This is a genomic window from Calothrix sp. NIES-2100 (assembly GCF_963875285.1).
Taxonomy (GTDB): Bacteria; Cyanobacteriota; Cyanobacteriia; order Cyanobacteriales; family Nostocaceae; genus Aulosira.
This window is the reverse complement of sequence record NZ_CAWNLA010000001.1, coordinates 4723791-4746323: the sequence shown is the minus strand read 5'-3', so window position 1 is coordinate 4746323 and position 22533 is coordinate 4723791. Positions and strand designations below refer to the sequence as shown.

The following is a 22533-nucleotide window of genomic DNA, read 5'->3' as shown; positions in this document are numbered from 1 at the left end:
ACAAACACCCAAATATTTATACCATCGTAGGGGCGGGGTTTCCCCAGCCTTGACGACTAAATCAGTATCGCGGCAAAAAACGTTTGAGTCTGTGTGAAATTTCTCCAGGATTACGATAACCTAAACCCAGTACCCTAATTGTATATGGGAGATGTCCTTCTGGAGCATCAAGACTAAATATAGCCTCTTCGTATTTACGCCATTCACTATTTACAAGATTTACCAGCCAACCAACGCGATCGCCAAAGCGTTTATAATCTTCTTTAGAATCTTGCCATATTTGCTTTTGAACACTAAAACCAAATTTCCCATCACTATATTTTATCCAAAGGTTATTAATGATTCGCAAGTCATGGCGCGGGAATTTCTTAATATCTCCATCATCTAACCAATTTTCTTCCTCTCGCTCAGATATTCTCAACATATAGGTAGAAGTTTCTTTATCAGCTTCTTGCCATTTATTTTCTGCTAATAAATCTCGCAATTTGCTGTAGTTTATACCTGAAGTAGGAGATACAAGGGTTAATTCAGCTTCTAGTTGAGAAAATTGCGATTGCAAATTGGATAAAGATGCCAAAATTACCTTTTGTGAATCACTCTCATCATGGGTGGGATATTGTTTATTTTGCAACAATTGAGATAATTGTCGCTTAAGTTCTGCTAATTCTTCAATAATCTGCAATGTCAAAAATTTCTGTGGCTGCTGAGGCTCTAACAGATAATTTTCTGTATGAGCATAATTTTCCATCGTATTACTCCAGAACTCACAAAGTAAACCATACCTGAGCCAGTCTTCCATAGCTCGTCTTTTCAAGACTGGAGATTTTTTGACTAAAGCAGCCATCCTCGCTGCATTTAGTTGAAGTTGTCCATAAATATTTATAACTTCATCAATTGAAGTATTTTCATTCAACTTGCTTAGTTCATAGCACTCAGTTAATTGATAAAGCTCAACGTCAGACAGCATCGCACCTGGTTTCAGCCCTATATTTAACCTCTGTCTACATTTATCAAGAGGATTTGGTAGAGCATGAGCCAAATGCTTTTTTAATTCATTGCTGATTAATTCTAGCTTTCCATCTATATCTTCGTTGATTTTATCTATTAAGTAATTAGTATCTTGAAATAACTTTTCCTCTAAAATATTAACTTGCTCAAAAATAATTTGAGTTATTTCTTCAGTTTGACTCAATGCTCTCATTACCGTCAAAGAAATTTGATTTATTCTATTTTCTAAATAAGCATCAACTTCACCAACTGTCTGTCTTACATCCCTGATAGCAGATTCACGGATTTCATTAATTTCTTGAAGATTCTTCTGAATTTTTTGCTCAGCATTATTTATCAGAGTTTCAATATCAGCTATAAACTGAGCTTCTAATTTCTCAGTTTGTTGTATTCGTTTTTTAGCTATATAGTCTATTTTGTCAGCCAAGGGGTAAACTTGTTTATCAAACAAGTCGTTTATTTCTTTACTACTTGATTTCACAAAATCCCGTGAAACCTTCTTTGCTGAACGTTCTAATTTTTTAACGAAACCACCAAAAATCCATCCCAGCATTTGGCAGGATTCCTTCAGTGCTTATTCAAGGGTATACAGTTTCAAAAATAACACTACTAAAAAGATGTGTCGAGCCTGAAGAAATTTTTAAATAATTAAGTACAATTTCGGTTGCGATTGACAGCCACTATTACCAAATTTACCTGCTGATATCAATTCAAATAATGTTGGCGACACTTCAATGATTCGTAAGGGCACAACAATGTTGTGCCCCTACCCATCTATTGTATTATTTTTCATCTTAACAGGAGGCGGAGCCTCATAGATATACGCTCCCACGCAGAGCATGGGAGCGAGGTAACGCAGAGCATGGGAGCAAAGCGAGGTAAGCGATTGTTTTTAATTACGAATTACGAATTACGAATTACGAATTAGTAATTATTTCTCCCTAAACGTTAAATCGGAATAACATCACATCGCCTTCTTTGACAATATATTCTTTCCCTTCACTTCTGACTAAGCCTTTTTCCTTTGCAGCATTCATCGAACCAGTTGTGACTAAATCATCATAAGCAACGGTTTCAGCGCGAATAAATCCCCGTTCAAAATCGGAGTGAATTACACCTGCGGCTTGGGGTGCAGACATTCCGGCGTTAATTGTCCAAGCGCGGGTTTCTTTAGGGCCACTGGTGAAATATGTCCGCAAGCCTAACAAAGCGTAAGTAGCACGAATTAACGATTTTAAACCGCCTTCTTTTACACCCAATGATTCTAGAAAATCAGCTTTATCTGCTTCTGGTAATTCTACAAGTTCAGCTTCTACTTGGGCGGAAACTATGACAACTTGAGCATTTTCTCCTGATGCAATTTGCCGTACTTTCTCAACAAAATCATTACCTGTTGCTAAGTCATCCTCAGAGACATTGGCGGCGTATATAATCGGTTTATTTGTCAGCAGTCCTAGTCCTTTAATTATCTCGGCTTCTTCTTCAGTTAAACTTACTTGTCTCACTGATTTACCTTCATTTAAAGCCGCCGATAATTTTTCCAGAACTGTGACTTCAAATTGTGCATCTTTACTAGTCCGTGCTTGTTTGCGGGTGCGGTCGATGCGGCGGTCAATTTGTGCTAAATCTGATAAACCAAGTTCTAAATTAATGATTTCAATATCTCGTGCTGGGTCAACAGAACCAGCGACGTGAATAATATCATCATTTTCAAAACATCGCACCACATGAACAATTGCATCTACTTCCCGGATGTGGGAGAGAAATTGATTTCCTAATCCCTCACCTTGACTCGCACCTTTGACTAAACCAGCAATATCCACAAACTCAACCCGCGCTGGGATGATTTGTGCTGAACCGGCAATGTTTGATAGCACATTTAAGCGCTCATCTGGTACTGCGACAACGCCGACATTCGGTTCAATGGTGCAAAATGGGAAGTTAGCTGCTTCGGCTTTGGCGTTAGCAACTACAGCATTAAATAAAGTAGATTTTCCGACGTTGGGTAGTCCGACAATTCCGGCTCGTAGCATTTTAGGTTTTAGATGTTGGCTTACATTACCAAGGATAATTTAAACAGGTTCGGGAATTGTTTGGGGTATTGTTCCGGGAACTGTTTGGGGAATCGGTGCGGGTACTGTTTGGGGAATCGGTTCAGGTACTGGTTCAGGGATGGGTTGGGGAATGTTGGGGCTTGGTGTGGGTTCAGGACTGGGTAGGGGATTTGGCCCTGGTGTGGGAATTTGTGGATCGGGTATGGAAATGGCTGTAGGTTTAATCATGGAAAGTCTCAATTAATTTATGCGACTTTTCCACGCTAGAGGAGAAGTTAAGTTAGTGACATCTTCCTAAATGGTCATTTGTCATTGGGCATTGGGCATTGGGCATTGGGCATTGCTTTGTAGAAGTTTAATTATTTTAGCGAATGCGATCGCATCACCAACTACGCTCAATTTTTCCATCCCCGTGAGGGGTAAGAGATTTAAAACCCAATGAACATTGTTGTGCCCTAAGCTAACGCCCCGTCAAATATTTAAGGTGCGTTGTCGCCTAGCGCAACGCACCCTTGTATATTGAAATAAGTGGTGGAGATTTACACCCGTTGTGCGCCTGGTTGACCGTTTTGCACGACAAACGAAGCTAGGGTGTTAATAGAAGCATTAGGGTTAATAATAGTTGATACAGCGCGATAATCGCTCTGCCAGAGTTTTGGGGTGAGTTTGCAACGGACATAGCCGCGAAAAGCACCATCAAAGAATTTTGTGTGGGGATTGTCTTTCAACGCTGCTTGAACTGGGGCGATAAACCCGGTTGGGAAGTCAGAGGAAATGGAAGTTCCGACAAACTCTGTACCAACTGTTGTTGAGGCTGGGTTGTTAAAGTCTGCTTTCAGGTCGTGTACCCAACTAGAATGGATATCCCCTGTAATTACCACAGGGTTAGCAGGTCGGCGTTGTTGCAGAAAGTTCAGCAATCGATTTCTTGCAGCTACGTAACCATCCCACTGATCCATGTTGAATACTCCCATTTCAGGGCGACCATCAAAATCATATTCAGCTAGCATAGTCTGTTGAGCAATCACATTCCAACGCGATCGCGATTTATCTAATCCCCGAAATAGCCACTGCTCTTGTTCTTTTCCTGTCATGGTAGCATTGGCATCGAAAGCTTCAACGCAACGGGGTTTGAGTCCGTCATTACAAGGTTGGTCGGTACGATACTGGCGGGTATCTAACACATTAAACTCAGCTAAATTACCGAAGGTGAACCGCCGATAAAGCTGCATATTTGACTTGTTGGGTAAGGAAGACTGACGCAAAGGCATATGTTCGTAGTATGCTTGGTAAGCATTGGCTCGCCGCATGACAAATGCCTCTTTGCTTTGATTCTCTTCCGGTATCAGGTTGGCGTAGTTGTTTTCAACTTCATGATCGTCCCAAGTTACTATCCAAGGAAAGGCAGCATGAGCCGCTTGCAAATTTCGATCTGTCTTGTATAAAGCGTGACGGTTGCGGTAGTCAGCTAGAGAGAAGATTTCCGAACTGTTATGTTGGCGTGGTTTTCCCAATTCTGGGCCGTATTCGTAAATGTAGTCACCAAGATGAACTACCAAATCAAGTTCTTCTTCTGCTAGATGTTGATAGGCTGTGTAATAGCCGTTTTGCCAATCTTGGCAGGAAACAAAGCCGAAGTTAAGTTGTTTGAGAGAACAATGGAGTGCGCTAGCTGTGCGAGTCCGCCCAATTGGACTAAGTTCATTTCCTACTCTAAACTGATACCAGTACCAACGCTCAGGTTCTAAGCCACGGACATCAACGTGTACTGAGTGTGCTAGTTCTGGAGTTGCTAAGGCTTTGCCTTTTTGCACAACTTTTTTCATATTTTCGTCAAGGGCAACCTCCCACCGCACTACAATATTTTCTAATGGCATTCCCCCACCATATAGGGGATTGGGAGCTAGTCGAGTCCATAAAACAACACTATCCGGTAAAGGATCGCCAGAAGCGACACCAAGGCTAAAGGGATAGTCGGAAAATTTAGGCTTTGCGATCGCTGGACGCCATTGGCTAGTCACCGCTAACCCTGTTAAGAATCCTGCACCTAGCAAAAAACTCCGCCGTCTGCAATGATAGTCTAACAGGTGATCGCTATCTATAAAATCCATATTCACTCCTCGTTGAAAGTGTCTCTGTTTTTACAACCGAAACTACCAACCCACAATCAAGCGAGGTTTAAGAGCGTGTTAATTTTGGCGGGAAAATTCAGCGAAATTTCTGTTTGACATTTAAAAAATTCATCCACACACCAAAGAAAAGCTTTCGGGATAAGGGACTTGCATGAAAATAAAGTACCAGTAAACCGACAATAGCTGTAATACCAAATTGGGATATGTAGTATTGTTTGAAAATCTTAGAACAGCCTTGTGTTCAGGGTTTTCAATCTAAAATCCAAAATCTAAAATCCAAAATTGGTATGATGCTCAATCAAAATCAAACGCCATTAATCGCCGCCTTAAAAGCCTGTGCAACAAATCCCCACGCGCCTTTTTACACCCCAGGACATAAGCGCGGCGAGGGAATTGCGCAACCTTTGGCTGATTTACTGGGTAAAGCGGTGTTTGGCGCTGATTTAACTGAGTTGGGAAATTTAGATAATTTGTTTGCACCCCAAGGGGTAATTCTCCAAGCGCAACAATTAGCAGCTGAAGCCTTTGGCGCGAAACAAACATGGTTTTTGGTGAATGGTTCTACCTGTGGAATCGAAGCAGCTATTCTCGCAACCTGTGGCACAGGGGATAAAATTATTCTGCCACGAAATGTCCATTCATCGGCGATCGCCGGTTTAATTCTCTCCGGTGCTATACCAATTTTTATTCATCCTGAATATGACGCAGGTTTAGATATTGCCCACAGTATTACACCAGGGGCTGTCCAATCTGCGCTGCAACAGCATCCTGATGCCAAAGCAGTGTTGGTAGTTTACCCCACATATTACGGTGTTTGTGGAGATTTAAAAGCGATCGCCCAAATCACCCATCAATATAATATCCCTTTACTGGTGGATGAAGCCCACGGCGCACACTTTGCTTTTCATCCCCAATTACCTACCCCAGCTTTAGCCGCAGGTGCAGATTTAACTGTCCAATCCAGCCACAAAACTCTGGCTGCAATGACCCAAGCTTCCATGTTACATCTGCAAGGAAACAGAATTGATATTGACCGTGTAAATAAAGCTTTGCAATTAGTCCAGTCTACCAGCCCCAGTTATCTACTCTTAGCTTCCCTCGATGCAGCCCGTCAGCAAATGGCGCTGTCTGGTAAACAGCTAATGTCCCGTACTTTGGAATTAGCAAAGTTAGCGAGAACCAAAATTAGCCAAATTCCCCGATTATCAATTTTATCACCTCCCCTCTCTGCTTGCTCTGAGGGGCTGGGGGTGAGGTCTTCTGGCTTTGTCGCTTTGGATCAAACCCGCCTGACTGTCACTGTTTCCGGCTTAGGTTTAACCGGATTTGCGGCGGAGGAAATTTTAGATGAAAAACTAGGGGTGACGGCGGAATTCGCATCAGAGCAACATCTCACATTTATTATTAGTCTCGGCAACACCCAAGCTGATATTGAAAAATTAATTCAAGGTTTGACTACCTTAGCTGAGATTACCCCACCCCCTACCCCCTCCCCGCAAGCGAGGAGGGGGGGAAGTGAAGCAAGAGAATTTTCTTTGGCAGGGAGGAGGGGGTTATTTTTATGGGATGATGTTTTTATGGTGGGTAATTCTGTGCAAATTTCTCCCCGCGAAGCTTTTTTCAGGACTACAGAAACTTTACCACTAGAAGAAACGAGCGATCGCGTCTGTGCAGAAATCGTTTGTCCCTATCCCCCAGGCATACCGATATTAATGCCGGGAGAGTTAATTACCAAAACTGCGATCGCATACTTGCGACAAATCCAAGCCACAGGTGGATTTATTACTGGCTGTCAAGATTTAAGTCTCTCTAGTCTCAAAGTTTTGAAATCATCTCTGTGATATCATGTCCGGTTAATTAGTTATGATTCCCATTATCTAATCATTGGTTCTTGCGTACTTAACGTGGTTTGGCCGTTTCAGGATTTAAGCATCAGCTGAAATAGCCAAAAAATGACCAAATACAAAATACCTATCCTTGAAAACCCCTAATATGATGTCCGCCTAATTACCCATAATAAAAACCTCTCCGCGTCCCGGTGTCTCCGTGTCCCCGCGTCAATCCTAATACCAATTCAAATAATGTTTGCGACACATCAATATATTCTAGAGGGCACTACCATCTGTCGCATTCTTTTTTCAAATTGGTATAACTATGGGTGTTTAACCGGACATGATATAAATCCCCTTCTCGCTTGCGGGGAGGGGAGACAAAGCGACGCTTTGTCGGGGTGGGGTTCTTCGGCTTTGGTAAGTAATTACCTGGACATGATATGACAAAAGTTCACCTATAACATTTAACATTCATACTTCTGTGATTTCGCTTCCCAAACGCAAATCGGCAACAGGGCGATAATGCTGCATGGTAAGATAACAGAAGCATGAAAGCGTGAATACAAAACTCCTCATCTCTCCTCAAGAAATCACGTCTCTGTTAGCAGAAAAGTCATCACAGACTGTGATTATCGATACGCGCCCGCCAGCAGATTATGCTATTTCTCATATTCCGCAAGCTATAAATATCAGAGAATTTTTCACTTATCTTTTAGAAAATTCTGACCCAGCAGGATTAAAGAAATTGCATGAGTATTTTACAGAAATTCTCAGCCAGGTAGGAATATCAGGTGCAGAATCCTTAATTGTGTATGAAGATAGTTTCAATCAAGGTTATGGTCAATCTTGTCGAGCAGCTTTCTTGCTGAAATATTTGGGTTGCACTCAGGTATCTATTTTACACGGCGGATATAGAGCATGGCTCAAAGCAGGATTACCGACTACCAATGAAGTCCCATTATCTCAAAGCAGCATCTTTAAATTGCATCCCAACTCTGATATAATCGTGACTACCGCCGAGATGTTGCAAGCGATTAACAATCCGGAAATAATTAAATTAGATGTACGCGATCGCGATGAATGGCTTGGGTTGAGTTCTTCCCCCTACGCTCCTGATTTTTGTCCTCGCAAAGGTAGAATCCCTAACGCTGTTTGGTTAGAATGGCATCGTCTGATGACATCAGACGCAGAAATCCCCATGTTTCGCTCCAAAGCCGAAATCTTAGAAATTTGTCAATCTGTAGGAATTACTGCCGATTCTATCGTGTACATTTACTGTTTTAAAGGTTCCAGGGCGGCGAATACCCTGATTGCACTGCAAATAGCGGGAATTTCTGCGAGAAATTACTTTGGCTCTTGGAATGAATGGTCTAGTGACTTTTCCCTACCGATTGATAATAGAGTCATGAATTACCTACACCAGGACGGATGAAAAAGAGGCGCTTAGACTAGCGGCTAGTATTTTTTACTTAGTACACAGCACTTTTTCAAGTCAGGTCAACATAATTAGGGAATTCCAAAAAATAAATTATTCCGTTAAAGTCGTTGACGGTTGACGGTTGACGGTTGACGGTTGACGGTTGACTGTGAACAATAGCAATGGAATATTTTTTACTTGGAAGTCCCTTAAATGTAAAATATCATTGCACCCCACCCCTTAATCCCCTCCTCGCTTGCGGGGAGGGGGGACAAAGCACAGCTTTGTCGGGGTGGGGTTCTTCGGATTTAGTAAGTAATCAAGCGGACATAATATAATTTAGTTATGATTCTCATAGTCACTGCACCTAACCCCTTAATCCCCTCCTCGCTTGCGGGGAGGGGGGACAAAGCACAGCTTTGTCGGAGTGGGGTTCTTCGGATTTAGTAAGTAATCAAACGGACATGATATTACCGCTTCACTTGCGCCACAGCCGCCTCAGCATTAATCAACCCACTACCAAAATAATACTGTTCTGGTGTCACAGGTTTAGCCTTACCAAACACCCCAGAAGGACGCACATATGGAAAATCCACCGCAGAACCAAATCCCACATCTGCTTGCAAGCGGTAGCGATTGATATCACCTTTACTCAGCGTCAAACCATTATAACTCGCCGTAGATTTGAGAATTTTCACAATTCCATCTCGATTTAATCGCCGTTCTCCATCTTCCCCTTTCATCAGCGCTACCACACCCGACACCACCGGCGCAGAGAAGGAAGTACCCTGAACTTGTACATATTTACCCAAGGGATCTAAAGCCACACCCCAAGCATAATCTGGCACATTCATCCCCTGCCAAAAACCTTCCAGGAAAGTCCCGCCAGTTGTCAGAATCCCCCCACTGGAAGCATTTGTTAAATCTCCACCAGGGGCGACAACTTCCAAACCACCACCGTAGCTGCTGTAAGCGGTGCGATTTCCGACAACGTTTGTCGCCCCCACTGAGACAACTCCGGGAATCGCCGCCGGGAAACTCACACCATCTAAATTCTCATTGCCAGCGGAAGCCACAATTACCAGCTTGGGGTTATTATCCAGAACATCAAAAATTTGCTCGGTTAATCCTTCATCTGGGAGTAAGCTACCCAAACTCATATTAATCACATCTGCACCACGGGCGTTAGAGTAACCGATAGCTTCAATCAAGGATACCGAATCAATTTTACCGCCCAAGCCAAATACCCGCACCGGGAGAATTTTGGCATTAGGCGCAACACCCAACACGCCTGATTTATCTTCAGAATTAGCCGCTATCACACCAGCACTCCAAGTACCATGAAATTCGGCAGCAATTTCATTACGAATATAATTCTTGATGTAAAGTACAATTTGACTAGAGGAAGCGTTAGGAAATTTCTGCTTTAATGCTTCAGCAAGACTGGCATATTTCTTAAGTAATTCCGCAGATGAAAGTACAAAGGTGTTTTGAAAATGTGCTTTTACAGTTGCAAGTTCATCAGCATCAAGGCGCGTATCTGCATCACCTTCTCGCTCGCTAGAAAAATCCCAACCATATTGTTCATTGGGTAATTTGTCAGGACTATTTCCAGAATTGTAGAGACTCTTCGCTAAATCTGCATGATCCCATTGAATCACACTATCAATGACTGCCACAACCACATCTCGTCCGCCGTTGCTGTTTTTCCAAGCTTCCGTAGCGTGGATATCTGTACGGGGTAGAAATTGACCACGCCTGGGTGTACTGTTGAGATGCCATTGTAAGGGAAGTAAAGATGTAGTGCGGGGTGTATCTTTAGGTTGAGGTAAAGTAGCGAGTAAACTTTGCAGATTTGCTTTGGCGTTGGGGGTTTCGGTTAATGAATTCGTCGCCAGAGTTTTATAAGATGTAGACTGGATAAAATTCGGAGTGGCTGATTGAATACCCGCCATATCCGTTAATTGATTGGCGACAGATAAAACTGCTGTACCAGAAATTGATTTAGGACGTACTAAATAATGATTTTTGCTAAAACGCAGCTGTCTGACAACTTCTAGATTATTTCGGACTAAAATTAATTGTTTTTGACTATCGGAAAGTCCTGGTTCAAAATTGACGACAATTTCATTTGGTAGCACAATCGTTTGTTGCTTTTCCCCTGACTGACTATCTCCAGTAATGCGAGTCAATACAGGTAAAGTTTCTTGGACATAAGGCCGCTTTTGGATTAGCTGTTGTAAATTGGTAACAGAATCACGGGTAGAAGCTGGTAGTTTGACTAAAGCAAAGTTAGCACCCAAAGGATTGACTTCTACATTTAAACCAGTACTTTGACCAATATCTCTAACTCCGGAGCTACCAAATCGTAAATCCTCTTGTAATTGCTGAAACAGCGCTTTTCCCCTTGTCCTGACTGGTTTAAAAGCCACAGCTACCGTATCTTGACGCACAGACAAAGGAATTTTTTGACCATAGAAAGTATAATAAAGCTCATCATTTTTCTGTACTTGTGCGGTAACTTGCCGTTGCAGCGGTAGAATAGCAACGCTACCAATACCCAGAAGATAGCTGGTAAGCACAACGCTAGAGATTAAACGTTTCACAAAGATTTCTCCAATTTTTGGTGTTGGAGATACTTATCTCTGAAGGGTGAGGGGGTATGCACTCAGAAAAACATCTTCAAATTTCCAACGCAGCTAAAACTAAAATCCGCAACTCTGTTATACCGTTTCACTTTAATCATGATACAAATATGCTGGTAGGGGCATGGCATTGCCCATACGTGTCAACTTAACGTGAAACCCTTACCAAGACATGATTTTCAACTCACTCGCTTACCATCATGATCCGCGTCACCCCACCCCGGCTTTGCTGACGCAAAACCTCCCCTCCCCGCAAGCGGGGAGGGGATTGAGGGGTGGGGTAAAATGCCCGTGGAATAAGCGTTTTGACTTAAGTTGACACCAATGGGCAATGCCGTGCCCCCACGCGAAATCTATATGTATCAGGGTTTGGGTAAAATGGTATTACTCGCTGTAGCGCCGCATCATTTGAGTTCGCAGAAATAGTAATTGGGTTTCCCAATATAGTAATTGCTTACACCAATATAGCTTTTGGGTTTGCCAATATAGCTTTTGGGTTTGCCAATATAGCTTTTGGGTTTCCCAATGTAGTAATTGCGATCGCCGAAATAGCAATTGAGTTCGCCGAAATAGCAATTGAGTTCGCCGAAATAGCAAATGTAGTATCAAAAATGGCAATTGTATTATCAAAAATGGCAATTGTAGTATCCGAAATAGCTTTTGAGTTCGCAATTGCTATAAATGCTTATATTTTTATGCAATTACTTAAGCAAAACTTATAAACGCGAACATCATTGCCACAGATATTTGTAGGGGCACAACAATGTTGTGCCCTCAACCTGTTGTCTAGCTTTGGCGAGTATTCCGAATCACGAATTATATAAGGAATGCAAACGTAATAACCTGCTATTTTAATGAAATTGGGAATAATGTTGGCAACAGATAAATCATTCGGAGGGCACAGCAATGTTCCCTACCCATTTGTCACATTCTTTTTTAAAATTGGGATAATTTTGCAATCTCTTAATTACGAATTACGAATTACAAACTATCTTTCCCCAATCAGCGTAAACGCAGCCCAATCGCCGGGGGAAGGAAACTTCTCCTTCGTCTTCAACATCGCCTGACGCAACGCCAACGCCTTATCGGGCTGAGTTTGCAAACTCCGATAAAACTCCACCATTAAATATTGTGTCGGTTCATCCGGTACTTGCCACAACGACACCAACACACTCGGAACCCCCGCCAAAATCAAAGAACGCGACAACCCAATCACCCCATCACCCGAAAGTTTCCCTTTCCCCGTTTCACAAGCACTGAGAACTACTAATTGAGCATTGATTTTTAAATCTAAAATTTCCTCAGCCTTGAGTAAACCATCATCATTAAGAGATGGTGCAAAAGCAATCCAGCTACCCAAACCCCGGTTATCATCCGCCCAACCGTGAGTAGCTAAATGAATCACATCGACTGTTGATAAACGTTGCAAGATATTGGCTTTCGTCGCATCTTTACCCACAATCGCCTGAGTTTTTAACATCTTAGCAATAGTTTTTGCTTCAAGTTCAGCACCTGGTAGTGAACTTAACTGTGTTGCAGCTTTACCCGGTTCCGTAGACACTAAAGGCATGGTAGGATTACCGACAATTAAGGCATTATGATAATTAGTTTGTCTCCCTGCGCCTAATTGATGAGTAAAATCTAACACCTGAATCGCTGGAGCAGTCAGAATGGTATGTTTTTCAATTAAGTACTTACCTTGCTCATCACGCAAGGCTGGGAAGGGTGCAAGAAATAAAGAACTTTGGGGAATGAAAATAACTCTATCATTAGGATTTTTTGGTAACAAATCAGCGATATCTTTAATTAAAATGTCATGCAGTTTTTGTAATGGCTTTTGAACTTTCGCAGCATCAGGATTTACTTGGGCGATAATACCACCGCGCCCCCTACCAGCACCAATGTTTATACGACTATTGCTAACTAATTCATTTAAAGTGGTATTATCTTTTTGCCATAGGGTTTTCAGGTCAACTTTGCGGAATGTGACTTCACCTGTAGGTTTGACAACCCAAATATAGAGGTCTGATTCTTTCCATTGTTGTCTACCAGCAACTTTGAAATCATCACCAATAATTGAATATTGTACAAGAGTGGCATTTTGCTGTTTGGCGATTTGTTGAATTTCGGCAATTGTCGGTGGTTCGGATGATTTATTTGCCTGTTTATTATTAGTAGATACACGAGATGCTAACAACTCAATAAACGCCCTAGCACGACCGCGTTCGGCAATTTCTAAAGCAGCATCAGTTTTATTTTGGGCGATGAGGACTTTTTGTAAAATTCTGTAGGTGCTGCTTTGGGTGTCAAAAAGTGAGACTTTATTAGTATCAACTAACTTTTTACCTCGCAGAGATTCTTGAACCTTAATTCCTTCATACAAAGTTGTCTCTGCGGCGCTGAGATTACCTTGTTTGTAGAAAGCAAGTCCTAGATTGTTTAAAGACTGTCCCTCCCCTAGTCTATCTTTAATTTCCCGGGCGATCGCTAATCTCTGCTGCTGGTACTCTATCGCTTTTGGGTAGTCTCCCAACTGTAAGTAGGCAAGACCGAGACTACCCAGGGACTGTCCCTCCCCTAGTCTATCTTTAATTTCTTTGGCGATCGCTAAGAACTGCTGGTGGTACTCAATCGCTTTTGGGTAGTCTCCCAATGCATCGTAAGCAAGACCGAGATTACCCAGGGACTGTCCCTCGCCTAGTCTATCTTTAATTTCACGGGCGATCGCTAATCTCTGCTGCTGGTACTCAATCGCTTTTGGGTAGTCTCCCAATGCATCGTAAGCAAGACCGAGATTACCCAGGGACTGTCCCTCGCCTAGTCTATCTTTAATTTCACGGGCGATCGCTAATCTCTGCTGCTGGTACTCAATCGCTTTTGGGTAGTCTCCCAATGCATCGTAAGCAAGACCGAGATTACCCAGCGCCTGTCCCTCGCCTAGTCTATCTTTAATTTCTTTGGCGATCGCTAATGTCTGCTGGTGGTACTCAATCGCTTTTGGGTAGTCTCCCAATGCATAGTAAGCATTACCGAGATTACCCAGCGCCTGTCCCTCGCCTAGTCTATCTTTAATTTCTTTGGCGATCGCTAATCTCTGCTGCTGGTACTCTATCGCTTTTGGGTAGTCTCCCAATGCATGGTAAGCAATACCGAGATTACCCAGCGCCGTACCCTCGCCTAGTCTATCTTTAATTTCTTTGGCGATCGCTAAGAACTGCTGGTGGTAATCAATCGCTTTTGGGTAGTCTCCCAATGCATCGTAAGCAAGACCGAGATTACCCAGCGCCGCACCTTCGCCTTGACGGTTTTTGATTTCTCGATAAATAATCAGTGCTTGTTGCCACGATCGCAATGCTGCTTCAAATTGACTGGTATCAAACTGCTGACTACCTTGGTTAAACAGTCTATCAGCTTCGGCTTTCCGCGCTTGTGGTGTTTGCGCCAGTACTTGTAACTCTCCTGGCGATTCTGGGCTGAAAGTTATCGGTGTGGAAGCTGTGGCGATAACTAGGGCGAGGAAACTTAGAGCAATTTTGTGAAAACGCATGAGGAATTATGAATTATGAATTATGAATTATGAAGTTAAGAGTGGATGGGGCTTAAGTAATTAAGTTATGCTTTTTGGCTGAGTAAAAATGCTAAAGATTTGATAAATTTGGCTAAGTTTTGGCATAAATTAACCACAATACCAGCGTTATTTAATTGTCATTGCGAATGGAGCGAAGCGGAATGTAGGCGAAGCCTTCCCGAAGGGTAGCAATCGCAGGGGCTGGGATTGCTTCGCTTTGCTCGCAATGACTGTTAGCAAGCCGGTTATTTGATGGCTTACTTTTATATAACTCCCAGCAGGGTGGGGGGTATGCAACTTTCAACGTCAAGCCCAAACTTTAGGGACTTCCAACTAAAAAACATAAAATTTTTCTTGTGGGGTGGACATCTTGTCCGCCCAAGACCAAAGGCGATCGGGCGGGCGAGACGCCCACCCCACAAGATTGAATAATTTATTTTGGGAAATTCTTTACAGAAAACTCATATCTCTAGCCGCCCAAAAAACTGCATATCCCCAACGCGCCCAGAGTTAAGAATCAATAACGGCTCGAATCCAGGGGAGCGCTGAGCGAAGTCGAAGCGCGAGCAGGGGGGAGGAATAGTAGTGTTGAGTTCAAAAATTGGGATAATTTATGTTTTGGAGTTCACTAATAATTAAACAGACATAATTAATAATGAGCAAGTTAAAATACTGGACACTAGTCACACTCGATGGCACAGGCGATCGCAAAATCAAAGAACTGGAAAATGCCAAATCCTTTTTTGCTGCTACTTTTGCAGACTTAACAAATATAGATGAAGTTGCAGACACAGCAATCCAGCAGCGATTACTGGAATTATCTCGCCATCCTCACCCAGAGCAAAGTTTATTAGCTCAACGCTGTTTACTCTGTTTTATCTCCTGGCTAATTGAACAGGCTTGTTTAAACCTCGCCCGACAATTTGGGGATTTTCACGGATTTACTGAACGGGATTTATTCGCTTATGTTCTTGATGACGATGGTAGTTTACAACCATCAACAGGCTATCAATCCTTTGCTAGAGAAATTTTACAAACATTTGACCCCGAAAAAAGCCTTTTGACTACATGGACAAGCCGGAAGTTCAAACAGCACGATGAACTGGAAACCTTTCTTTTAGAGTGTGGATTGTATCTTGTCAGAGATTGGGCAATTTTAAATGATACCCAACCGAAACAATTACCCAAAATCTTAGGTGAATTTCATTACCTCACACCACCAGAAATTGACCAAGCCCAAAAATTACTCGTAGCTTATCACAAAATATATCGTGCTGAACGCTGGCAACAACTAGCTAAAGGAAGCAGAGGAAAATGCCAACCACCGACAACTCAACAATTAGAGCAAATGGCTAAATTTTTCGAGCATAAAACCATATATCGCTTATCTCCAGAAAATGTGCTACGACAATTACAAAAGTTAGCCGACAAGCTCCGACAGTATCGCATTCATGTCAGAGGGGGTTTTTTACCTACGGAATCTTTAGATTTAAATTTAAAGGAAAATTATGCCTATATTGATCAACTGGCTGCTCCTAATCCGGGAAATATGCTCGCAGATATTGATGATGAACAAGCATTTTTAAAATTATATAAACAACAAATTTTGACTTGTTTAGATTCCGCCTTAGATGAGGTGACAAAATCCCGTGTAAACAAGCTGCAAAAGAAAGATTTAGACCAAGCAAATAAATTTCTCCTAGCACTACAATTATTTCATTGTCAGAGATTATCAATGAGTGCGATCGCCAAACAATTAGGCTTAGATGCTCAATATCAAGTAACCCGGTTATTGAAACTCAAAGAATTCCGCGCCGATGTCCAACATCAGACATTAGCAAAGTTACGGGAAGCCGTGAAACAACTAGCAAAAGAATACTCCACACCTGAGCGTTTAGCCAACTTAGATCAGCAAATTATCGATGCACTCAATGAACAAATTACCAATCTAATCAACCAAGCAGAAATTGAAGCCGTCAGTATGCAAAATACTGTCCCCATGAGTAATTTCTCTCAAAGACTTTGCCAAAAATTAAATAATAATTCTCTCAACTCTTAACCCTTGACTCTAGACTATTGACATTTGACAAAAACTATGAATACTTTACCCGTGTCATTTGAATTTGAACGCTTACCGACTGAAACCATTAGCCTTGATGCTGAAGCAATTAATCAATCCATAGAACTTAGTCGCCACATCCCCGATGATGGGCGACAATGGCAAACCTACTTGAATGCTTTGGCGTTATTCGTCTTGAAAAAATGGCTGGGAGAACGTGATGATAACCTCACAGTTAATTGGGAAGAATCTACAATCAGTAAACCTGCTTTAGCCAATGTCATTCCTCATGTTGCTAATTTCCAAGTTGGTAATTTTAAACTTTGCCTAATTACCAATGGTACTTCCTGGAACGAACACATATCTTTATCTAGAATAGTCGTAAATATTCCCGAATTCGTTCCTCATTTTTACGTATTTGTGGAAGTTTTAGAATCAGAAGAATGTGGGGTAGTCAGGGGATTTATCTCTTATCCCCAATTAATGGAAAATATCGAGACTTTACAGACAATATCTACCCAACCAGATTGGAGTTATGAAATACCTTTAAATTGGTTTGACAACGACCCAAACCGCTTATTGTTGTATTTACGCGCTTTACAGCCAGACTCTATCACCTTACCAAATATACCAGATAATCGCCAGCAAACATTAGCGGCGATGGAAGGCGAATTAGTTACATTACTCCGACAATTACAAGCACCGGAAATAGAACTTTGGGAAATTTTAAATTGGCAACAGGGAAGTGCAGTTTTAACTTCTCCAGAATTAGTTGATTGGATATATAAACTACAAATCAGTAGTTTAAATCTAGAAAATCCCCCTTTAGAAACATCTTTATCACCAGCATCTATCAGGGATTTAATTAAATTAATTACCCAACCAGCAATCAATGTAGGACGCTGGTTATGGGATGAATTAGATGAAATTGGAGAATCATTAGCTTGGACATTATTACCAAGATTAGCGCCTCTGAGAGAAATGCGCAGTCCAGCCGAGGAATTAGAGGCGATCGCATCCCAATTGCAAACACAAGGTTTAGAAATACCTTTAGTAGCCAGGAGTGGATATCAGAATTTTCTCTTAGCCGGAATTCCTTTAAGATTGTATGCAGTTGCATGGAATTCCTCGACAGTCAGCGAGCCAAATTTATGGAGCTTGCTATTAATTTTAGGTGCTACTTCCCCAAATACTCTCCCGGAAAATTTCAAGTTTCGCGTCAGCGATAAAACAGGGATTTTGACAGAACAGAGTGTTAATCCCCAACAGCGCGATTCCTATTTATATACTTGTTTAGTTGGTAATTGGGATGAGAAATTTATTGTAACTGCAAGTTTAGGTGATGATGTAGAGGTGACATTACCGCCGTTTGCCTTTGACATTACAAGTTGACACTCCTTGGTAGTCATTTTTAAGGAGATATTGAAAGCGATCGCGACTACACCCAGAGCAAAAGTGCGATCGCCTGATAAGCAATAATACAGCGTAGGGGCACGGCAGCGAAAGCCTTTAACTCAGACGGATATAGCGCTTCTGGTGTTAGATGCAATACAAAATTATATCGTCGCGTGTAGGGGCACGGCACTGCCGTGGCCCTACTTTGTGTATTGGACTCAAGCGATAACCGCTATATCTTATTGATGCCGTGCCCTTACCATCCACATACAACCTATTTTCTGCAATTCTGGTAATTTGCAGGACAACTTCACGAAATCTTCAGCATTCTGACGCAGGAAAATACTCGACAATATCTCTAACCGCCAAAACTGCATACCCCCTCTTGGCTGAGAAGTAAGAGTAATTACACAGATGCTGAAGGACTAACAAATGCGCCAAAAGCTAGATTTCGGTAAAAACCGCAAAAATCATTTATCAATATCGTTTTATCGGACTGCGTTGACATCAGTCAGTGAGGTGGAGTGATGTCGAGTCAAATAGAAGGATGAATTTTCAAAAGTAAAGATTGATTTGAAATATAGCATTTCCTAATCACATGAGCTATATCATAGCCCCCTCCTCGCTTGCGGCGAGGGGGCTGGGGGTTAGGTTTCGCTATCTTCTTTTCCACATGACGTGAAAAGTCAGACATCATAGCCCCCTCCTCGCTTGCGGGGAGGGGGTTGGGGGTGGGGTGATTGTACCTCACTAAACAGAGAAACGCTATAAGGACTGAAGTCCTGACTACAAACTAATGATAAATCAGCTATGACTAATTTTTATTTAAAAATTCAAAAAGTTGAACAAACCTGCTTATTTGAATTGTCCTGGGGGCAGCATCAGCAAATGACGGCTGAAATTACTTACCCAGTAAATATCATCACCTCCCATGAACAATGGCAGAGAATTTATATTAATTTTTATAGAAACAAATTGCGGGGTAAAGTTGTCAACAAAGGCGTGATTATGCCGCCTCCTGTAGATTGGCAAGCTCAATTAGTGCAAGCAGAAGCTAAACTTTTATATGAGTTTCATCAATGGTTACGCAGTGAAAGATTATATGACATCCGGGCGAAAATTAGTAAGCAAGCTGTAGAAAATTACAAACATGAATTAAAAGGTAACGCTGCCAGCAACATTAATATTTTTATTAGTTGTAACTCTCCCGAATTAGAACATTTACCTTGGGAAGCATGGGAAATCAGCACCGAATTGACATCTGGTAAACTGCGGATTGTGCGTCAACCCCTGAATATTCTGCAAGCAGTGACAAATTTTCCGAGAAAAGGTTTGAGAAAAGCGAAAATTTTAGCTATTTTTGGTGATGATACTGGCTTAAGCTTTGCAGACGAATCCCGTGCTATATCATCACTCAAAAAACTCGCCAATTTTGAAGTTAAAGTACTTCGTTGGGAACAAGATAAAAATATTAATAATTGGAAAAATGAAATAATTAACGCCCTGACTACTCAAAGCTGGGATATGCTGTTTTTCGCTGGACACAGTAATGAAAGTACTTTCACTGGTGGTCAGATATCAATTGCGCCTAATGTTAATATTTCTTTAAGTGAAATCGAAAAGCCCTTAACTACTGCCATTAATAATGGTTTAAAATTCGCTATATTTAACTCTTGTGATGGTTTAAGTATTGCTAATAAATTGATTGATTTAGGCTTAAGTCAAGTTGCAATTATGCGCGAAAAGATACACAATCGCGTAGCTGGAGAGTTTTTTGTTCAATTTTTAAATGCACTGAAAGAATATAAAGATGTTCACGAAGCATTATTAACAGCTAGCGATTATCTCAAAGTAGAAAAAAATCTTACCTATCCTAGTGCTTACCTTGTTCCTGTTTTATTTCGTCATCCTCATGCAGAATTATTTTGTTTACAACCGTTTGGTATTCAACATCAAATTAAAAAATGGTTACCAACACGCTATGAAACTTTGGCGTTAGGAACATTAGTTATTTTCAGTTTTCTCTCTCCTGTACAAGAAACTGTACTCGACTTGCAAACTGGTATGCAAGCAGTTTATCGCGATGTGACTCAACAAGTACCAAAAGACAAAACCCCACCAGTTATATTAATTCATATTGATGAAAATTCATTGAATGCAGTTAAAACGAAAGCTGATAAATTTAATCCTCTCGATCGGAGTTATTTTGCTAGATTAATTGATAAATTGACAATAGATAATGCCAAGGTTATCGGTATAGATTATCTCTTTGATAGGGTGACAGAAGAAGATAGTATTTTAGAAAAATCAGTAGTAAATTCCATCAATAAAAATGGGACGTGGTTTATCTTTGGCTCGATATTGAATAATGATAATCTAGAGCAAGCTGTAAATAATAGCGTTGCGAATCTTCATCAAACTCAGCAAGGTTATGTTGATCACCTTTCTGGTCATTTGTCATTAGTAAATACAAATAAAGATTGTATCCAAAGCTGTCCATTTACTTACTTGATGACATTGGTATCTTGGATAAATCAAGAAAATTTATCTGAAAATCTGCCCCAGCCCCAATCTTTGAGAAATAATGATTTACGTACCGATGTAATTAAATATCTTGGTGAAGCGCCAGCAAATTCATCTTTGAGTAAAAAAGTCCACAAGTTACGTCTGTCAAAGCTAAGTAGCTTTTCTGAATATTTTGGACAAACTTGGTTATATCCAATTATTGATTATTCCCTACCACCTAATCAAGTTTATCAAGTAGTTAATGCAGGTAATTATTTACAGAACAATACAACTCTCAATCAAGAAAATTTAAAACAGCAAGTTGTCTTAATTGGTGCTGCTGGATATAAAGATTCCGGATTATCAAACGATCATAGCGATATTTTTCCCCTACCACTGGGGGTAGCTTATTGGCGGAGGCAATATCCTACAAGTGGGTTACTACGAGATTTCACCGGGGTAGAAATCAATGCTTACATGATGCAAAACCTCATGAAACAACACCTGATTATCCCCATTCCTGATTTGTGGATCATGGGAATTGCAGTATTTTTTGGTAAAGGGACACAATTATTTCTGTTGCAACGTCAGCAGAGTAAACGCAGTAGTCGTTTATTAATCGCTTTACTCGCAGGTGGTACTGTAATCTATGGATTGATATCCATGCAAATGTATATATCGCTAAATCTTTTAGTACCTTTGTTTTTACCATCTGCTACTTTCTGGTTTTATATTTTATCGGTATTGAGGACGAAAGATGCTTAATAAAATGACTGGAATTCGCTTGTTGATGTTGGCTGGTTTAGCATCAGTTTCCGTTATTCCTGCTTTGTTAATTGCTCCAGAAATCACAATCGGGCAAACTAGAATCGAGAGAGCATCCTTAACAGGTATGATTGATTGGTTACTAAAAAGGAAAAAAGAACGGCCAATTTCCCGCGATCCCCTACAGGGTTTATGTCTGATTACTCCTAATGGGAAAATTTATAGTACTAATCCCATGTTTTTATGGCAAGGTAATTTAAAGGAAATTGCTGTGTCAAAAGCACGCAGTCAGAAAAATTTTTGGAATCAAGAAATTAAGAGTCCAGAAACTTTGGCAATTTATCAAGGCGAACAAGCATTACAACCAGGGCGAAGCTATGATTGGAAGGGATTTATGGGCGATAATCCTACTATATTTGCCAAGTTTCAAGTGATGAATGGACAAGAACGTCAGAAAATCACTGATGAACTGAAGGCTTTAGAAAAGCGATTGCAAACCCAAGGTGCAGATGAAAAAACAATTGCTCTAGAAAAAGCCGATTTTTTTGCTAAACATGAGTTATGGTCTGATGTATTACAGCAAGTATATTCTGTTCCTAATCTCTCAAAGGATTTATCGCCGCATACAACAGATTTGTTAAAGAAGATATGTGAGACAGAACAGAATCAGCCCCAGGTTGTAAAAAAATCAGCGATGCATTCGTTGAAGCCCTGAATAATATCGCATTTTCTAATCACATGAGCTATATCGTAGCCCCCTCCTCGCTTGCGGGGAGGGGGTTGGGGGTGGGGTGACTGTACCTCACTAAACAGAGAAACTTTTTCTCGCTTCCCATCAAGATTCGCGTCACCCCACCCCGGCTTTGCTGACGCAAAACCTCCCCTCCCCTTGCCAAGGGGAGGGGATTGAGGGTTGGGGTAAAACGCTTGTGGGATAAGCCTTTTAACTTAAGTTGACACCAATGCAGTGAACCCGCCCCTACTGCTTGTGAGAAATGCGGGTGTAGTGTCCCGAATTTTTGCATACCCCCTGAGTCGCCAGAGATATAGATAAACAAGAAATTAAAATTGCTTCATTTGTGAAAACTGCATACCCCCTACTGGGCTGAGAAGTATATATCCATAAGATAACCAAAGTTAGCGGTTATGCATA

At 41.3% G+C, this 22533-nt stretch carries 13 protein-coding genes; 6 read left to right on the top strand and 7 right to left on the bottom strand.

Features of this window, described 5'->3' with window-relative positions:
• Window positions 1-61: 61 nt before the first annotated feature.
• The 4 genes from AACU32_RS19505 to AACU32_RS19490 all read right to left on the bottom strand — a co-directional run bounded on the left by AACU32_RS19505 (window position 62) and on the right by AACU32_RS19490 (window position 5173).
• The gene (locus AACU32_RS19505) at window positions 62-1561 is read right to left on the bottom strand and encodes a GUN4 domain-containing protein (protein ID WP_339378095.1); all 1500 of its coding nucleotides are present in this window, start codon (window positions 1559-1561) and stop codon (window positions 62-64) included.
• A 388-nt stretch (window positions 1562-1949) separates the two neighbouring features.
• Window positions 1950-3041 (bottom strand): redox-regulated ATPase YchF, encoded by a 1092-nt coding sequence (gene ychF / locus AACU32_RS19500; protein ID WP_096602447.1) that lies wholly within the window; start codon window positions 3039-3041, stop codon window positions 1950-1952.
• A gap of 39 nt (window positions 3042-3080) precedes the next feature.
• The gene (locus tag AACU32_RS19495; RefSeq protein WP_096602446.1) at window positions 3081-3290 is read right to left on the bottom strand and encodes a hypothetical protein; all 210 of its coding nucleotides are present in this window, start codon (window positions 3288-3290) and stop codon (window positions 3081-3083) included.
• A gap of 311 nt (window positions 3291-3601) precedes the next feature.
• Window positions 3602-5173: an alkaline phosphatase D family protein gene (locus AACU32_RS19490; RefSeq protein ID WP_096602444.1), complete on the bottom strand. Its 1572-nt coding sequence runs from the start codon at window positions 5171-5173 to the stop codon at window positions 3602-3604.
• Window positions 5174-5484: 311 nt separating this feature from the next.
• Between AACU32_RS19490 and AACU32_RS19485 the strand changes: the two genes are divergently transcribed.
• A complete protein-coding gene (locus tag AACU32_RS19485) occupies window positions 5485-7035 on the top strand; it encodes an aminotransferase class I/II-fold pyridoxal phosphate-dependent enzyme (protein ID WP_096608077.1) in 1551 nt (516 codons plus the stop codon).
• 547 nt (window positions 7036-7582) lie between these two features.
• A complete protein-coding gene (locus AACU32_RS19480) occupies window positions 7583-8458 on the top strand; it encodes a sulfurtransferase (RefSeq protein ID WP_096602442.1) in 876 nt (291 codons plus the stop codon).
• Window positions 8459-8913: 455 nt separating this feature from the next.
• On the opposite strand, the gene AACU32_RS19475 is transcribed toward AACU32_RS19480, so the two are convergent.
• From AACU32_RS19475 to AACU32_RS19465, 3 genes are all read right to left on the bottom strand, one after another.
• On the bottom strand, window positions 8914-11049 hold the full coding sequence (locus tag AACU32_RS19475) for a S8 family peptidase (RefSeq protein WP_096602440.1): 2136 nt from the start codon (window positions 11047-11049) through the stop codon (window positions 8914-8916).
• 423 nt (window positions 11050-11472) lie between these two features.
• The gene (locus AACU32_RS19470; RefSeq protein ID WP_339378094.1) at window positions 11473-11706 is read right to left on the bottom strand and encodes a hypothetical protein; all 234 of its coding nucleotides are present in this window, start codon (window positions 11704-11706) and stop codon (window positions 11473-11475) included.
• Between the two features lie 370 nt (window positions 11707-12076).
• Window positions 12077-14635: a CHAT domain-containing protein gene (locus AACU32_RS19465; RefSeq protein WP_096602436.1), complete on the bottom strand. Its 2559-nt coding sequence runs from the start codon at window positions 14633-14635 to the stop codon at window positions 12077-12079.
• A gap of 676 nt (window positions 14636-15311) precedes the next feature.
• Between AACU32_RS19465 and AACU32_RS19460 the strand changes: the two genes are divergently transcribed.
• From AACU32_RS19460 to AACU32_RS19445, 4 genes are all read left to right on the top strand, one after another.
• Window positions 15312-16715, top strand: coding sequence for a hypothetical protein (locus AACU32_RS19460; RefSeq protein ID WP_096602434.1), 1404 nt, complete (start codon window positions 15312-15314; stop codon window positions 16713-16715).
• A gap of 36 nt (window positions 16716-16751) precedes the next feature.
• Window positions 16752-18107, top strand: coding sequence for a DUF1822 family protein (locus AACU32_RS19455; RefSeq protein ID WP_096602432.1), 1356 nt, complete (start codon window positions 16752-16754; stop codon window positions 18105-18107).
• An 813-nt stretch (window positions 18108-18920) separates the two neighbouring features.
• On the top strand, window positions 18921-21380 hold the full coding sequence (locus tag AACU32_RS19450; RefSeq protein WP_096602430.1) for a CHASE2 domain-containing protein: 2460 nt from the start codon (window positions 18921-18923) through the stop codon (window positions 21378-21380).
• Window positions 21373-22095, top strand: coding sequence for a hypothetical protein (locus tag AACU32_RS19445; RefSeq protein ID WP_339378093.1), 723 nt, complete (start codon window positions 21373-21375; stop codon window positions 22093-22095). Before AACU32_RS19450 ends, AACU32_RS19445 begins: the two co-directional genes overlap by 8 nt.
• Window positions 22096-22533 lie beyond the last annotated feature (438 nt).

What these genes read in the sequence shown, in the direction of transcription:
- AACU32_RS19465 (WP_096602436.1), bottom strand. Translation starts at nt 14,635, where the DNA reads ATGCGTTTTCACAAAATTGCTCTAAGTTTCCTCGCCCTAGTTATCGCC.
- ychF (WP_096602447.1), bottom strand. Translation starts at nt 3,041, where the DNA reads ATGCTACGAGCCGGAATTGTCGGACTACCCAACGTCGGAAAATCTACT.
- AACU32_RS19450 (WP_096602430.1), top strand. Translation starts at nt 18,921, where the DNA reads ATGACTAATTTTTATTTAAAAATTCAAAAAGTTGAACAAACCTGCTTA.
- AACU32_RS19455 (WP_096602432.1), top strand. Translation starts at nt 16,752, where the DNA reads ATGAATACTTTACCCGTGTCATTTGAATTTGAACGCTTACCGACTGAA.
- AACU32_RS19445 (WP_339378093.1), top strand. Translation starts at nt 21,373, where the DNA reads ATGCTTAATAAAATGACTGGAATTCGCTTGTTGATGTTGGCTGGTTTA.
- AACU32_RS19485 (WP_096608077.1), top strand. Translation starts at nt 5,485, where the DNA reads ATGCTCAATCAAAATCAAACGCCATTAATCGCCGCCTTAAAAGCCTGT.
- AACU32_RS19490 (WP_096602444.1), bottom strand. Translation starts at nt 5,173, where the DNA reads ATGGATTTTATAGATAGCGATCACCTGTTAGACTATCATTGCAGACGG.
- AACU32_RS19495 (WP_096602446.1), bottom strand. Translation starts at nt 3,290, where the DNA reads ATGATTAAACCTACAGCCATTTCCATACCCGATCCACAAATTCCCACA.
- AACU32_RS19505 (WP_339378095.1), bottom strand. Translation starts at nt 1,561, where the DNA reads ATGCTGGGATGGATTTTTGGTGGTTTCGTTAAAAAATTAGAACGTTCA.
- AACU32_RS19460 (WP_096602434.1), top strand. Translation starts at nt 15,312, where the DNA reads ATGAGCAAGTTAAAATACTGGACACTAGTCACACTCGATGGCACAGGC.